The organism is Caballeronia sp. INML1 (genome assembly GCF_023631085.1).
Taxonomy (GTDB): Bacteria; Pseudomonadota; Gammaproteobacteria; order Burkholderiales; family Burkholderiaceae; genus Caballeronia; species Caballeronia turbans.
On sequence record NZ_JALQDT010000013.1, the window covers coordinates 26,074 to 40,082 of the forward strand.

10 protein-coding genes are annotated in these 14,009 nt (G+C 65.8%); 5 read left to right on the forward strand and 5 right to left on the reverse strand.

What is annotated here, in order from left to right:
- Positions 1-18 precede the first annotated feature (18 nt).
- From NCR38_RS05570 to dapC, 3 genes are read right to left on the reverse strand one after another with little or no spacing between them, the layout of a single operon-like run.
- Positions 19-390, reverse strand: a complete 372-nt coding sequence (locus NCR38_RS05570; protein ID WP_061117578.1) for an ArsC family reductase — start codon at positions 388-390, stop codon at positions 19-21.
- Between the two features lie 2 nt (positions 391-392).
- Complete coding sequence (gene dapD, locus NCR38_RS05575) at positions 393-1,220, reverse strand: 2,3,4,5-tetrahydropyridine-2,6-dicarboxylate N-succinyltransferase (RefSeq protein WP_061117577.1); 828 nt, start codon at positions 1,218-1,220, stop codon at positions 393-395.
- A 46-nt stretch (positions 1,221-1,266) separates the two neighbouring features.
- Entirely contained in the window at positions 1,267-2,484 is a 1,218-nt protein-coding gene (dapC, locus tag NCR38_RS05580) for a succinyldiaminopimelate transaminase (RefSeq protein ID WP_061117636.1), read from the reverse strand.
- 202 nt (positions 2,485-2,686) lie between these two features.
- Here dapC and NCR38_RS05585 point away from each other — a divergent pair, with 202 nt between their 5' ends.
- The 5 genes from NCR38_RS05585 (at position 2,687) to def (ending at position 11,531) form a co-directional block, all read left to right on the forward strand.
- The gene (locus NCR38_RS05585) at positions 2,687-3,664 is read left to right on the forward strand and encodes a DMT family transporter (RefSeq protein WP_061117576.1); all 978 of its coding nucleotides are present in this window, start codon (positions 2,687-2,689) and stop codon (positions 3,662-3,664) included.
- A 124-nt stretch (positions 3,665-3,788) separates the two neighbouring features.
- The gene (smc, locus tag NCR38_RS05590; protein WP_061117575.1) at positions 3,789-7,304 is read left to right on the forward strand and encodes a chromosome segregation protein SMC; all 3,516 of its coding nucleotides are present in this window, start codon (positions 3,789-3,791) and stop codon (positions 7,302-7,304) included.
- A gap of 176 nt (positions 7,305-7,480) precedes the next feature.
- Entirely contained in the window at positions 7,481-8,731 is a 1,251-nt protein-coding gene (locus NCR38_RS05595) for a cell division protein ZipA C-terminal FtsZ-binding domain-containing protein (protein ID WP_061117574.1), read from the forward strand.
- 191 nt (positions 8,732-8,922) lie between these two features.
- A complete protein-coding gene (gene ligA, locus NCR38_RS05600; protein WP_061117573.1) occupies positions 8,923-11,001 on the forward strand; it encodes an NAD-dependent DNA ligase LigA in 2,079 nt (692 codons plus the stop codon).
- Complete coding sequence (gene def, locus NCR38_RS05605) at positions 10,998-11,531, forward strand: peptide deformylase (protein ID WP_035503534.1); 534 nt, start codon at positions 10,998-11,000, stop codon at positions 11,529-11,531. The genes ligA and def overlap by 4 nt, the downstream gene beginning before the upstream one ends.
- Positions 11,532-11,592: 61 nt before the next feature.
- On the opposite strand, the gene NCR38_RS05610 is transcribed toward def, so the two are convergent.
- Both NCR38_RS05610 and NCR38_RS34435 read right to left on the reverse strand, forming a co-directional pair.
- Positions 11,593-11,829 (reverse strand): hypothetical protein, encoded by a 237-nt coding sequence (locus NCR38_RS05610; RefSeq protein ID WP_143756312.1) that lies wholly within the window; start codon positions 11,827-11,829, stop codon positions 11,593-11,595.
- A gap of 269 nt (positions 11,830-12,098) precedes the next feature.
- Positions 12,099-14,009: a pseudouridine synthase gene (locus NCR38_RS34435; RefSeq protein ID WP_250476550.1), complete on the reverse strand. Its 1,911-nt coding sequence runs from the start codon at positions 14,007-14,009 to the stop codon at positions 12,099-12,101.

Genomic DNA, 14,009 nt, shown 5'->3' on the forward strand with positions numbered 1-14,009 from the left:
CACAGTCATCGCGTTCGCTCAGGCGAAGAGCGTTTCGTACTGCTCGGCCGAAAACCCGAGCGTCTTCACGCGCCCGTTCACGACGACGACCGGCCGCTTGATGATCGACGGCTTGTGAATCATCAGCGCGATCGCGCCGCCGGTCGTATCGGCTTCGGCCTTGTGCACGTCGGACAAGCCGCGCCACGTCGTGCCGCGCTTGTTGATGAGCTGGTCGAGCGGCACGTCCTTCAGCCAGTCCTGAATCAGCGCATTCGACACGCCGGCCTTCTTGAAGTCGTGAAACTCGAACGGCACGCCGTGCTCTTCCAGCCACACGCGCGCTTTTTTCACGGTGTCGCAATTCGGAATGCCGTAGACGACGGTGGTCGGAGTGGAACCGCGCGCCACGATCAGTCGCCTCGCAGCAGTTCGTTGAGGCCGACTTTCGCGCGCGTCTTGGCGTCGACCTTCTTGACGATCACGGCGCAGTACAGGCTGTGCGAGCCGTCCTTCGACGGCAGATTGCCCGCGACGACGACCGAGCCCGCCGGAATGCGGCCATAGCTGACTTCGCCGGTTTCGCGGTCATAGATCTTGGTCGACTGGCCGAGATACACGCCCATCGAAATGACGGAATTCTCTTCGACGATCACGCCTTCCACCACTTCCGAACGCGCGCCGATGAAGCAGTTGTCCTCGATGATGACCGGGTTCGCCTGCAGCGGCTCCAGCACGCCGCCGATGCCCACGCCGCCCGACAGATGCACGTTCTTGCCGATCTGCGCGCACGAGCCGACGGTGGCCCATGTGTCCACCATCGTGCCTTCGTCGACATACGCGCCGATGTTGGTGTACGACGGCATCAGCACGACGTTCTTCGCGATGAACGAGCCGCGGCGCGCGATGGCCGGCGGCACGACGCGGAAACCGCCCGCCGCGAAATCTTCGGCCGTGTAGTTCGCGAACTTCGAAGGCACCTTGTCGTAGAACTGCGAGTAGCCGCCCGCGGGCATCGGCGCGTTGTCTTCCAGGCGGAACGACAGCAGCACGGCCTTCTTCAGCCACTGATTCACGACCCAGTCGCCGTCACGTTTTTCGGCGACGCGCATCTGGCCACGGTCGAGTTGCTCGATTGCGTGCGCGACGGCTTCGCGGACTTCGGCGGGCGCGGCCTTGGGCGAAAGCTCGGCGCGGTTTTCCCAGGCGGTATCGATGATGCTCTGAAGTTGTTGCGACATAGTGATATCAAGGATGGAGGATTGGACCGGCGACGCTCGATGTGCGTCAGGACTTGAGCGAGCGGCAGAATTCGACGATGCGGCGGGCTCCTTCGACACATTCCCCGGTCTCGGCCACGAGCGCGATACGCACGAACCCTTCACCGGGATTCGTGCCGTGCGCGAGGCGAGCGAGAAAAGAGCCCGGCAGAACCGTCACATTATAGTCGGCGTACAGGCGCGCCGCGAACTCGGTATCCGTGAGCCCGGTGCCCGAAACGTTCGCCCAGAGGTAGAACGCGGCGTCGGGCAGGCGCACGTCGAGCACGTCGGCGAGCATCGGCGTGACTGTCTGGAATTTTTTCAGATACTTCGCGCGGTTGTCGCGCACGTGCGTTTCATCCTGCCACGCGACGACGCTCGCGCGCTGAAACACCGTCGACAGCGCCGCGCCGTGATAGGTGCGGTAGAGCAGGAAGTCCTTCAGGATCGACGCATCGCCCGCGACGAAGCCCGAGCGCATGCCGGGCACGTTCGATCGCTTCGACAGGCTCGAGAGCATCACGAGACGCTCGAAGCCGCGATTGAGCAGCCGCGCCGCTTCGAGGCCGCCGAGCGGCGGATTGGTCTCGTCGAAATAGATTTCCGAATAGCATTCGTCCGACGCGATCACGAAGCCGTGCTTGTCTGACAGCGCGAAGAGCTCGCGCCAGTTCTCGAGCGTGAGCACCGCGCCGGTCGGATTGCCCGGCGAGCACACGTAGAGCAGTTGCGTGCGTGCCCAGATGTGCTCGGGCACCGCCGAATAGTCGCACGCGAAATTGCGCGCGGGATCGCTGTTGACGAAGTACGGCTCGGCGCCCGCGAGCAGGGCTGCGCCTTCGTAGATTTGATAGAACGGGTTCGGGCAGAGTACGATGGGCGGTTCGGCGGCGTTCGTCGTACGACTGTCGATCACGGTCTGCGCGAGCGCGAAGAGCGCTTCTCGCGAGCCGGAAACGGGCAGGACCTGCGTCGCCGCATCGATCGATTCGAGGCCGTAGCGCTGCATCACCCATGCCGCGATCGCCGCGCGCAGCGGCTCGCTGCCGAGCGTCGCCGGATAAGAGGCGAGACCGTCGAGCGCATGGATCACCGCGTCGCGGATCAGCGGCGGCGTCGGATGCTTCGGCTCGCCGATGCCGAAGCTGATCGGCGTGAATCCGGCGCGAGGCTCGATGCCTTTGAAGAGCGCACGAAGCTTTTCGAAGGGATAAGGCTGAAGTTTCTTGAGAAGTGGATTCACGGCGTGACCGGTAAGCAGTGAGCGATGCGCGCGAGGCAGTAAAGCGCCTGCGAGGAAGGCATCGAAAGACATCGAACGGACGCGAAGCAAGCGGACGATTATAGCGCGCGCCCCTGGCTCGAAAGCGGGCAGCGGCGCGCGGCACGAAGGACAAGACACGAATGAACAAGCTCGAAAAGGGCATGATGGGCGGGGCGCCGGCATGACCCGCGGACTGCGCAATGCATGGCCGACGCTCGCGATCATGCTGGGCGCCTCGGTGTGGGGCCTCGTCTGGTACCCGATGCGCATGCTCGCCGCGATGGGCCTCTCCGGCACGGCCGCCAGCGCGACGACGAGCGCCGCCGCGTGCGTCTTCGTGCTGCTCGCCAAACGCCGCTCGATCAGTACGCTCTCCTGGCACTGGCTGCTCGTCGGGCTAGGCGTGGCGGCGGGCGTGACCAATATCGGTTTCGTGTGGGGCGCGATCCACGGCCAGGTGATGCGCGTGCTGCTGCTCTTCTATCTGACGCCCGCGTGGACCGCGATCTTCGCGCACTTCATCCTGAAAGAACGCCTGACTCGCGCCGATGCGGCGCTCTCGCTGCTCTCGCTCGCGGGCGCCGTGACGATGCTCTGGTCGCCCGAGCTCGGCGTGCCGTTGCCCGCCGATCTCGCGGAATGGGCGGGTCTCGTCGGCGGCATGGGCTTCGCGATGAGCAACGTGCTTGTCGTGAAGGTCACGCGCATCCTGCCCGCGATGAAGCCCGAGATGCGCACGGCCGTGATCTTCGGCGGCGCGGCGCTGATCGCGTCTGTCGTCACGCTGTTCGAGCCGATGCCCGCGCCGCCCGCCGCCGCGCTCCTGCCCACGGTGACGTTTATCGTGATCGGGCTGGGCGTCGTGCTCGCGGGCAACAACATGATCGTGCAGGTCGGGCTCGCGCGGGTGCCCGCCAATCGCGCGTCGATCATCATGCTCTTCGAGCTCGTCGTCACCGCGCTCTCGGCGTGGCTGTTCGCAGGCGAAGTGCCCGGCCCGCGCGAATGGGCGGGCGGCGCGTGCATCGTCGTGGCGTGCGTGCTGTCGGCGTGGGTGCATCGACAGGGCGCAGCGCGCTCGCCTCCCGCGCCCGAAGCGCTCGACATCGTAGAAGAGGCGCCGGAAAGCAAAAAGAAATCGACTCGCGCGATGGTATGATGGTGTCCGCTTCGCCGGGACACGCATGCGTCGTCGCGTTGCGTGACCGAATGCGATCGACGCGCCGCAATGCGGCTCGTCTGCCATCTATCCTCCGTCATCAATTCCAAACAGCGATATCGCCGTGCGTCTGACCTCGATAAAACTCGCTGGCTTCAAGTCCTTCGTCGATCCCACGCATTTCCAGGTCCCCGGCCAGCTCGTCGGCGTGGTCGGACCGAATGGCTGTGGCAAGTCCAACATCATCGATGCCGTGCGCTGGGTGCTCGGCGAATCGCGCGCCTCCGAGTTGCGCGGCGAATCGATGCAGGACGTGATCTTCAATGGCTCGACGGCGCGCAAACCCGGCAGCCGGGCGAGCGTCGAACTCATATTCGATAACGCCGACGGCCGCGCCGCCGGCCAGTGGAGCAGCTACGGCGAAATCGCCGTGAAACGCGTGCTGACGCGCGACGGCACCTCCAGCTACTACATCAACAATCTGCCCGCGCGCCGCCGCGACATTCAGGACATCTTCCTCGGCACGGGCCTCGGCCCGCGTGCCTACGCGATCATCGGGCAGGGCATGATCGCGCGCATCATCGAGGCGAAGCCGGAAGAGCTGCGCGTGTTCCTCGAAGAAGCTGCCGGGGTGTCGAAGTACAAGGAGCGCCGTCGCGAGACCGAGAACCGTCTGCATGACACGCGCGAGAACCTGACGCGCGTCGAGGACATCGTCCGGGAGCTGTCGACCAATCTCGAGAAGCTCGAAGCGCAGGCGGTCGTCGCGACGAAGTACAAGGAACTGCAGACCGAGGGCGAAGAGAAACAGCGTCTGCTGTGGCTCTTGCGCAAGAAGGAAGCGGGCAACGAAGCCGAACGCCAGCAGCGCGCGATCCGCGAGGCGCAGGTCGAGCTCGAGGCGCAGACCGCGCGTCTGCGTGAAGTCGAAGCGCAACTGGAAACGCTGCGTGTCGCGCACTACAGCGCAAGCGACGCGATGCAGGGCGCGCAAGGCTCTCTTTACGAAGCCAATGCCGAAGTGAGCCGGCTCGAGGCGGAGATCCGCTTCATCGTCGAGTCGCGCAATCGCGTGCAGGCGCAGATCGCCGCGCTCACCGCGCAGCGCGAGCAATGGCAGGCGCAGGCGCAGAAGGCGCGCGACGAGATCGACACCGCGACCGAAGCGCTTGCCGAAGGCGAGGAAAAAGCCGCGATCGCAGCCGATACCGCCGCCGCGAAGCACGACGCGCTGCCCGCGCTCGAAGCCCGCTGGCGGGATCACCAGACGCAACTGAACGAAGAGCGCGCGGGCATCGCGCGCGCGGAGCAGGCGCTCAAGCTCGAAGCGGCGCATCAGCGCAACGCGGATCAGCAGCTTCAACAATTGCAGCAGCGCCAGGAGCGGCTCAAGAGCGAAGCGAGCGGGCTGGACGCGCCCGACGAGGCGCATCTCGAAGAGTTGCGCATACAGCTCGCCGAAAACGAAGAGATTCTTGCCGAAGCGCAAGCGCGCCTCGCCGATGCGCAGGAAACGGTGCCGCGCCTGGACGCTGAGCGCCGCGAAGCGCAGGAGCGCGTTCAGAAGGAAAGCGCGCAGATTCACCAGCTCGAAGCGCGCCTCGCCGCGTTGAAGCAGCTTCAGGAAAGCGTGCAGACCGAAGGCAAGATTCAGCCGTGGCTCGACAAGCACGAGCTCGGCGCGCTGCCGCGTCTGTGGAAAAAGCTGCACGTCGAGCCCGGCTGGGAAGCGGCGCTCGAATCCGTGTTGCGCGAGCGTCTTGCCGCGCTCGAAGTATCGAATCTGGATTGGGTCAAGGCGTTCGCCACCGATGCGCCGCCCGCCAAGCTCGCGTTCTATTCGCCGCCCGTCGCGGGCAAGCCGGTTCAGACGCCGGAGGGCTTGCGCCCGCTGCTGTCGCTCGTGCGCATCGACGATCCGGGTCTGCGCGCCGTGCTCAACGAATGGCTCGCGACGACGTTCATCGTCGACGATATCGCGCAGGCGCTGGCCTCGCGCAATCAGTTGCCGGAGGGCGCCGCGTTCGTCGTGAAAGCGGGGCACATCGTGACGCGCGTGGGTGTGCAGCTCTACGCGTCGGATTCCGAGCAGTCGGGCATGCTCGCGCGGGCTCAGGAAATCGAGAACCTCACGAAGCAGGTGCGCGCTCAAGGCTTGCTGTCCGACGAAGCGAAAGCCAACGCCGTGCGCGCCGATGCCGCGCACACGCAAGGCTCGCAGACGCTCGCCGAGGCGCGCGCGGCGGCGGAGCGCGCGACGCAGCGCGTCCACGCATTGCAGCTCGACGTGCTGAAGCTCGCGCAGGCGCACGAACGCTACACGCAGCGTAGTACGCAAATCGGCGAGGAACTGGAAGAGATCGCCGCGCAGATCGAAGAGCAGCGCGCGCTGCGCGCCGAATCGGAAGCCGCGTTCGAGCGTCATGATGGCGAGATCGCGCAATTGCAGGCGCGTTTCGAAGACAACCAGCTCGCGTTCGAATCGCTCGACGAAGAACTGACGAATGCGCGTCACGAACTGCGCGAACTCGAGCGCGCCGCGAGCGATGCAAGCTTCGCCGTGCGCGGCCTGTCCGCGAAGATCGACGAGTACCGGCGCAACATCGACACGGCGCACGATCAGAGCGAGCGCATCGCCGGCACGCTGGAAGACGCCCGCGCCGAACTCGAAACCATCAACGAGCAGACGGCGCAGACCGGTCTGCAGGACGCGCTCGAAGTGCGCGCGGCGCGCGAGGAATCTTTGCATGCGGCGCGCGTCGAACTGGACGATCTCACCGCGCGTCTGCGTCAGGCCGACGAGCAGCGTCTCATGGCCGAACGCTCGCTGCAGCCGCTGCGCGACAAGATCAACGAATTGCAGTTGAAGGAGCAGGCCGCGCGTATCAGCGGCGAGCAGTTCGTCGAACAATTGCAGGCAGCGGGCGTCGATGAAGCCGAGCTCGCCGCGAAGCTCACGCCGGACATGAAGCCGTCTTATCTGCAAGGCGAGGTCACGCGCCTGAACAACGCGATCACCGCGCTTGGCCCCGTCAACATGGCCGCGCTCGAAGAGCTCGCGGCGGCGACCGAGCGCAAGCACTTCCTCGATGCGCAGTCGGCGGATCTGAACGACGCCATCGGCACGCTGGAAGACGCGATTCAGAAGATCGACCAGGAAACGCGCGCACTGCTGCAAGGCACGTTCGACGAGGTGAACCGTCACTTCGGCGAGCTGTTCCCGCGTCTCTTTGGCGGCGGGCAGGCGAAGCTCATCATGACCGGCGACGAGATCCTCGACGCCGGCGTGCAGGTGATGGCGCAGCCGCCCGGCAAGAAGAATTCGACGATCCACCTGCTTTCGGGCGGCGAGAAGGCGCTCACCGCGACCGCGCTCGTGTTCGCGATGTTCCAGTTGAATCCCGCGCCGTTCTGTCTGCTCGACGAAGTGGACGCGCCGCTCGACGATGCGAACACGGAACGCTTCGCGAACCTCGTGCGCGCGATGGCGGCCAAGACGCAGTTCCTGTTCATTTCGCACAACAAGATCGCGATGGAAATGGCGCAGCAACTGATCGGCGTGACGATGCAGGAGCAGGGCGTGTCGCGCATCGTCGCGGTGGACATGGAAGCCGCGGCGGGTTTTGCGCAGAACGGCTGAAGCATCGCGGTTCGCAAAAGTTTCGATTGAATGAAGGGCCGGACAGTGATCCGGCAGCGTGCGTCAAGGCGCGGAGTGGCGCGCATCGGCCAGGCGGCGGCGACAAGCCGGAACGCGGCGCGATGCGTGCGACAGATCGCGCGGCGCTTCGTAATCTAAAGAATGATGGAGCCTGCATGGACGAGTTGACACTCGGTTTGATTGGAGCCGGAGCCGTGGTGGTGGGCGGCGTGGTCGTGTACAACGCGTGGCAGAGCGCGAAGGTGCGTCGCAAGATGCCGCGTCCGATGCCCGATGAAGCGGCCGATGCGCTTGCGCGCCACGAAACCGACGACGAACAGCCGTTCATCGAGCCCGTGCGCCAGTCGCGGCGGGAGCCGGTCTCGGGCGAGGTCGAGGGCGCCGACGACAAACCGCGCGATGCGCGCGTGGAACCGAGCTTCGGCGGCGTGAATCCGGCGCCGCCGGTCGCGCCTGCCGACACGGCCGTCGATCTGCAGGCCGAGGCGACGTCCGCCAATGGCGCCGCGCAGGAAACCGAAATCGACGGTGACGATGAACGCACCGAGCCCGTGATGCCCGCCGCGACGACGATTTCGTCGGCGCCGCCGGCGGTGGTGGATCGGCGCATCGACTGCGTCGTGCCGATCCGGCTCGCCGCGCCGGTCGCGGGCGATCGAGTGATTCCGCTCGCGCAGCGTCTGCGTCGGGCGGGCACGAAACCCGTCACGATCGAAGGCAAGGCCGAGGGCGAGGCCGCCTGGGAACTGCCGCGCAACGGCGTGCGCTATGATGAACTGCGCGCGGCCGCGCAACTCGCGAACCGCAGCGGCCCGCTCAACGAGCTCGAATTCTCCGAGTTCGTGACGGGCGTGCAGCGCCTCGCCGATGCCATCGACGGCGCGCCCGAGTTCCCCGACATGATGGAGACCGTCGGCATGGCGCGCGAGCTCGACGCGTTCGCCGCGCAATGCGACGCGCAGCTTTCGATCAACATCCTCTCCGACGGCGCGCCGTGGTCCGCGAACTACGTGCAGGCGGTGGCGTCGCAGGACGGACTCCTGCTTTCACGCGACGGCACGCGTTTCGTGAAGCTCGACGCGAAGCAGAATCCCGTCTTCATGCTCCAGTTCGGCGACACCAACTTCCTGCGTGACGACCTCACGTACAAGGGCGGCCAGATGATCACGCTGGTGCTCGATGTGCCTGTCGCCGACGAGGACATCCTGCCCTTTCGCCTGATGTGCGACTACGCGAAGTCGCTTTCGGAGCGTATCGGCGCGCGTGTCGTCGACGATCAGCGGCGGCCGCTGCCCGAATCCGCGCTGCTCGCCATCGAAAAGCAGTTGATGACGCTTTATGCGAAGCTTGAGCAGGCGGGGATGCCGGCCGGCTCGCCCGCGACGCGGCGTCTTTTCAGCCAGTAGGCGTTCGACGCGCGCGGCTCGCAATGCGCGCTCGCTGCAAGAAATCGCGCCCCGGCCGGGGCGCTTTTCTTTGCGTGCGTGCTGACGCACCGAGGCCCGCACTTAGGCCATCCGGCCGACGCCACGATTTACCGATCTTCTGAGACAATCGAACGGTCGGTTGACTGAGTTATCCACTTTTCCGAAGCCGCATGTCCCGAAAAACAAAAGCCGAGTCCGCCGTTTCCGCCAGGTCGGAAGCCGCCGTGCCGAGCGCCGATCGTCCGGCCGAGCGCGCGGCGTGGCTGCGCTCGGAACTTGAGCGCGCGAATTACGCGTATTACGTGCTGGATCACCCGGATCTGCCCGACGCAGAGTACGACACGCTCTTCAAGGAGCTTCAGGGCATCGAGTCCGATCACCCGGATCTCATCACGCCGGATTCGCCCACACAGCGCGTGGGCGGTGAAGTGGCCGAGGGCTTCATGCCGGTCGTCCACGACGTGCCTATGCTTTCGCTCAACAACGGTTTTGCGGACGAGGACATAGTCGCGTTCGACAAGCGCGTGTCCGACGCGCTGGGTCACACGCCGATCGATTACGCGTGCGAGCTGAAGTTCGACGGCCTCGCCATTTCGCTGCGTTACGACGACGGCCATTTCGTGCAGGCAGCCACGCGCGGCGACGGTGCGACTGGCGAGGACGTCACCGCGAACGTGCGCACTATCCGCTCGATTCCGCTTACGCTGAAAGGCAAGAACGTGCCCAAGCGGCTCGACGTGCGCGGCGAAGTGCTGATGTTCAAGCGCGACTTCGAGCGCCTGAATGCGCGTCAGCGCGACGCGGGGCAGCGTGAATTCGCGAATCCGCGCAACGCGGCGGCGGGCGGCTTGCGCCAGCTCGACCCAAAGATGACCGCGCAACGTTCGCTGTCGTTCTTCGCTTACGGCATCGGCGTGCTGGAAGGCGCCGAGATGCCTGCCACACACGCGGCGCTGCTCGACTGGTACAAGGAAATGGGCTTGCCCGTGAACGCGGAGCGCGCGGTGGTCGAGGGCGCGGACGGCTTGCTCGGTTTTTTCCGCAAGATCGGCGAGAAGCGCGACAAGCTGCCGTATGACATCGACGGTGTCGTCTACAAGGTCGATCGCCGTGACGAGCAGGACCAGCTCGGCTTCGTGTCGCGTGCGCCTCGCTTCGCGCTTGCGCACAAGTTTCCGGCGCAGGAAGCGCTGACGCAATTGCTCGCCATCGACGTGCAGGTCGGCCGCACGGGAGCCATCACGCCGGTCGCGCGTCTTGCGCCGGTGTTCGTCGGCGGCGCGACGGTCACCAACGCGACGCTGCACAATGAGGACGAAGTCCGGCGCAAGGACATCCGCATCGGCGATACGGTCACGGTGCGCCGGGCGGGCGACGTGATTCCCGAGGTCGTCGGCGCGATTCTCGACCGCCGTCCCGCCGATGCGCGCGAATTCGTCATGCCGACGGAATGCCCCGTCTGCGGCTCGAAAATCGAGCGTCTGCCGGATGAGGCAATCGCGCGCTGCACGGGCGGGCTCTTCTGCCCGGCACAGCGCAAGCAGGCACTCTGGCACTTCGCACAGCGCCGCGCGCTCGATATCGACGGGCTGGGCGAGAAGATCATCGACCAACTGGTCGACCAGAACCTCGTGCGCACGCCCGCCGACCTTTTCAATCTCGGCTTCTCGACACTCGCCGCGCTCGACCGCTTCGCGGACAAATCCGCGCAGAATCTGATCGATTCGCTGGCGAAAGCGAGCAAGACGACGCTCGCGCGCTTCATCTACGCGCTCGGCATCCGGCACGTGGGCGAATCGACGGCGAAAGATCTGGCCAAGCATTTCGGCTCGCTGGATCCGATCATGGCGGCATCCGTGGAAGAACTGCTCGAAGTCAACGATGTCGGCCCGATCGTTGCGGAAGCGATTCACAACTTCTTCAGCGAAGAACACAACCAGCACGTGATCGAGCAATTGCGCATGAACGTGTCGTGGCCGGAAGGACCGCCTGCGCCCAAGGCGCCGCAAGGCGTGCTGGCCGGCAAGACCGTCGTGCTGACGGGTACGCTGCCCACGCTCGCGCGCGAAGAAGCGAAAGAAATGCTCGAGGCGGCCGGGGCGAAAGTGGCCGGCTCTGTGTCAAAGAAGACCGACTACGTCGTGGCGGGTGCGGAAGCGGGCAGCAAGCTCGCGAAAGCTGAGGAACTCGGTGTTCCTGTTCTCGACGAAGACGGCATGCGTAAGCTTTTGGAAGGAGTCACTCCATGATTCGCGAAATCCTGAAGATGGGCGATCCGCGGCTTTTGCGTATCGCGCAGCCGGTCGAGCATTTCGACACGCCCGAACTGCACGCGCTCGTGCAGGACATGTTCGACACAATGCGCGACGCCAACGGCGCGGGCCTCGCCGCACCGCAGATCGGCGTCGATCTGCAGGTGGTGATCTTCGGCTTCGGGCAGAACGAGCGTTATCCGGACGCGCCGTCGGTGCCCGAAACCGTGCTCATCAATCCGATCATCACGCCGAACGGGCACGACATGGAGGAGGGCTGGGAAGGGTGCTTGTCCGTGCCGGGCCTGCGCGGTGCGGTGCAGCGCTTTTCGATGATCCGCTACCAGGGCTTCGACCAGTACGGCAATGCCATCGAGCGGCTCGCCGAGGGTTTTCACGCGCGCGTCGTGCAGCACGAGTGCGACCATCTGATCGGCAAGCTCTATCCGATGCGCATCACTGATTTCTCGAAGTTCGGCTTCACGGAGGTGCTCTTTCCCGGGCTTGACCCGGCGCGCGACGACTGACGCTACGCAGTTCGAACCGCGAGGAAATCACCGGAAGGCCGCTTCGGCAGAAGCGGCTTTTTTACGCCAACGTTTTCGAGCTGCCGCTGATTTCCGGCTGACGGAACAGGGCGACGTGCTCCGGATTCGCGGATGCCTGGAGGCGCCCATCGGGAAGGCGGGCGATGACCATTTCGCCGACGCCGGGGCTCATCACGACGACTTCGTCGCGCAGGGCGAGCAGGGCTTCGAGCCGTCGCCGGCCGCTCACGATCTCCAGACCGGTTCCGGTCTCACGAACGATGATCTCAACTGACATGGCCATTTCTCCATCCATCAATGCCGTTCAATGCTGCTGATTCTGCTTCCGTCTGCCTGAGCGACGAGGCCGCGCGTGGCGCGCATCCGCCTGACAGGTGTATCGGATCGACGATTCATTTTCTTTAGTCAAAAAGCGGCTGAAAATGAAAAGGCACGACCGGGGCTGCATCGTGCCGATTTTTTCGCTGGAACGTCGTATTTTTGCGACGCAACACGCGCTCGCCCGCACGTTACGGACGTGCGGGCGGACTGTGTGCGGCTTCTTGCTCAGAAAGTTTCGTTCGGGCCGAGGTAGCGCCACTGGCCGGGCGGCAGCGCGGCGAGCGTGACGTGGCCCATGCGGATGCGCTTCAGACCGACGACATCCAGCCCGACCAGTTCGCACATCCGGCGAATCTGCCGCTTCTTGCCTTCGCGCAGCACGAAGCGAAGCTGTTCGCCGTTCTGCCAGCTCACTTGCGCCGTCTTGAGCGGCACGCCGTCGAGTTCGAGACCGTGACGCAGGAGCGCGAGCTTCTCTGCGGGCAAGTGCTGCTCGACATCGACCGTGTGCTCGCCGAAGCGCACGCGCACGAGGTACTCCTTATCGACTTCCGAGTGGCCGCCGATCAGTTGCTTCGCGATGCGGCCGTCCTGTGTCAGCACGAGAAGTCCGGTGGAATCGATGTCGAGACGGCCCGCTGGCGCGAGCGTGCGCAGATGCCCCGGCGCGAAACGGATGCCCGAGCGATCCTCTTCCCAGTGATTGGCCGGGTTGATGAGCGTGACCGCGGGCTCGTAGCCGTCTTCCGCCTGACCCGACACGTAGCCGACCGGCTTGTGCAGCAGGATCGTGACGAGTTGCGACTGCGCCGAACGCGCCGCGGGCAGGATTTCGACGTTCTGCGTCGGACGGATGCGCGTGCCGAGCGTGTCGATGACTTCTCCGTCGACAAGCACCCAGCCTTTCTCGATCCATTCGTCGGCCTCGCGGCGCGAGCAGAGGCCGAGTTCCGACATCACTTTCGACAGACGCACGAGGCCGTCGTTGTGATCGCGGTGCTTCGGCGCGGATTCGGCGCCGGGTGCCGAAGCGCCGGTCGCGGGCTTCATTGCCGGCGTGCGCGTTTCGCCTCGATCGTCGCGTTTCGCGAATGGCCGATCGTCGTCACGACGTGGCGGACGCGCGCCCGGCGCCCGATCCTCGCGCGATCTGAATGGGCGATCGTCAGTCGATCTCCGCGGACCGCGCTCGCCAAACGCGGGACGCGAATCGTCGCCGCGCGGCTTGAAAGGGCGACGTTCGTCGCTGCCCGCTGGGCGTTCGCCGCGTGCCGGCGGCCGGCCCTCGAACGACTTGCGCGGACCGCGCTCGCCAAACGCGGGACGTGAATCGTCGCCGCGCGGCTTGAAAGGGCGACGTTCGTCGCTGCCCGCTGGCCGTTCGCCGCGTACAGGCGGCCGGCCCTCGAACGACTTGCGTGGACCGCGCTCGCCAAACGCGGGACGTGAATCGTCGCCGCGCGGCTTGAACGGACGACGTTCGTCGCTGCCAGCTGGCCGTTCGCCGCGTACAGGCGGCCGACCTTCGAACGACTTGCGCGGGCCTCGCTCGCCAAACGCCGGACGCGAATCGTCGCCACGCGGCTTGAACGGGCGACGTTCGTCGCTGCCCGTGGGACGCTCGCCACGCGCCGGCGGCCTGCCTTCGAACGACTTGCGCGGGCCTCGCTCGCCAAACGCAGGACGTGAATCGTCGCCGCCGCGCGGCTTGAACGGGCGACGTTCGTCGCTGCCCGCTGGCCGTTCGCCACGCGCCGGCGGCCGACCTTCGAACGACTTGCGCGGACCGCGCTCGCCGAACGCAGGACGTGAATCGTCGCCGCGCGGCTTGAACGGGCGACGTTCGTCGCTGCCCGCTGGCCGTTCGCCACGCGCCGGCGGCCGACCTTCGAACGACTTGCGCGGGCCTCGCTCGCCAGACGCAGGGCGCGAATCGTCGCCACGCGGCTTGAACGCACGCGCTTCGCGGGGCGCATCGCCCCGCTTGTCGGTCGTCGGCTGGGACGCGCGCCTCGGATGCGCCTCTTCCGGCGCCGGCGCGCGAGCAGGCTTGCGCCCGGTGGTCGTGCCGGTTCGAACCGGTGAGCGCGTCGCCGAGGTGGGACGCGGATGTTTGGCTGTCAGTTTGACGCGCAT

What these genes read in the sequence shown, in the direction of transcription:
- def (WP_035503534.1), top strand. Translation starts at nt 10,998, where the DNA reads ATGATTCGCGAAATCCTGAAGATGGGCGATCCGCGGCTTTTGCGTATC.
- NCR38_RS05595 (WP_061117574.1), top strand. Translation starts at nt 7,481, where the DNA reads ATGGACGAGTTGACACTCGGTTTGATTGGAGCCGGAGCCGTGGTGGTG.
- dapD (WP_061117577.1), bottom strand. Translation starts at nt 1,220, where the DNA reads ATGTCGCAACAACTTCAGAGCATCATCGATACCGCCTGGGAAAACCGC.
- ligA (WP_061117573.1), top strand. Translation starts at nt 8,923, where the DNA reads ATGTCCCGAAAAACAAAAGCCGAGTCCGCCGTTTCCGCCAGGTCGGAA.
- NCR38_RS34435 (WP_250476550.1), bottom strand. Translation starts at nt 14,009, where the DNA reads ATGCGCGTCAAACTGACAGCCAAACATCCGCGTCCCACCTCGGCGACG.
- NCR38_RS05610 (WP_143756312.1), bottom strand. Translation starts at nt 11,829, where the DNA reads ATGTCAGTTGAGATCATCGTTCGTGAGACCGGAACCGGTCTGGAGATC.
- NCR38_RS05585 (WP_061117576.1), top strand. Translation starts at nt 2,687, where the DNA reads ATGACCCGCGGACTGCGCAATGCATGGCCGACGCTCGCGATCATGCTG.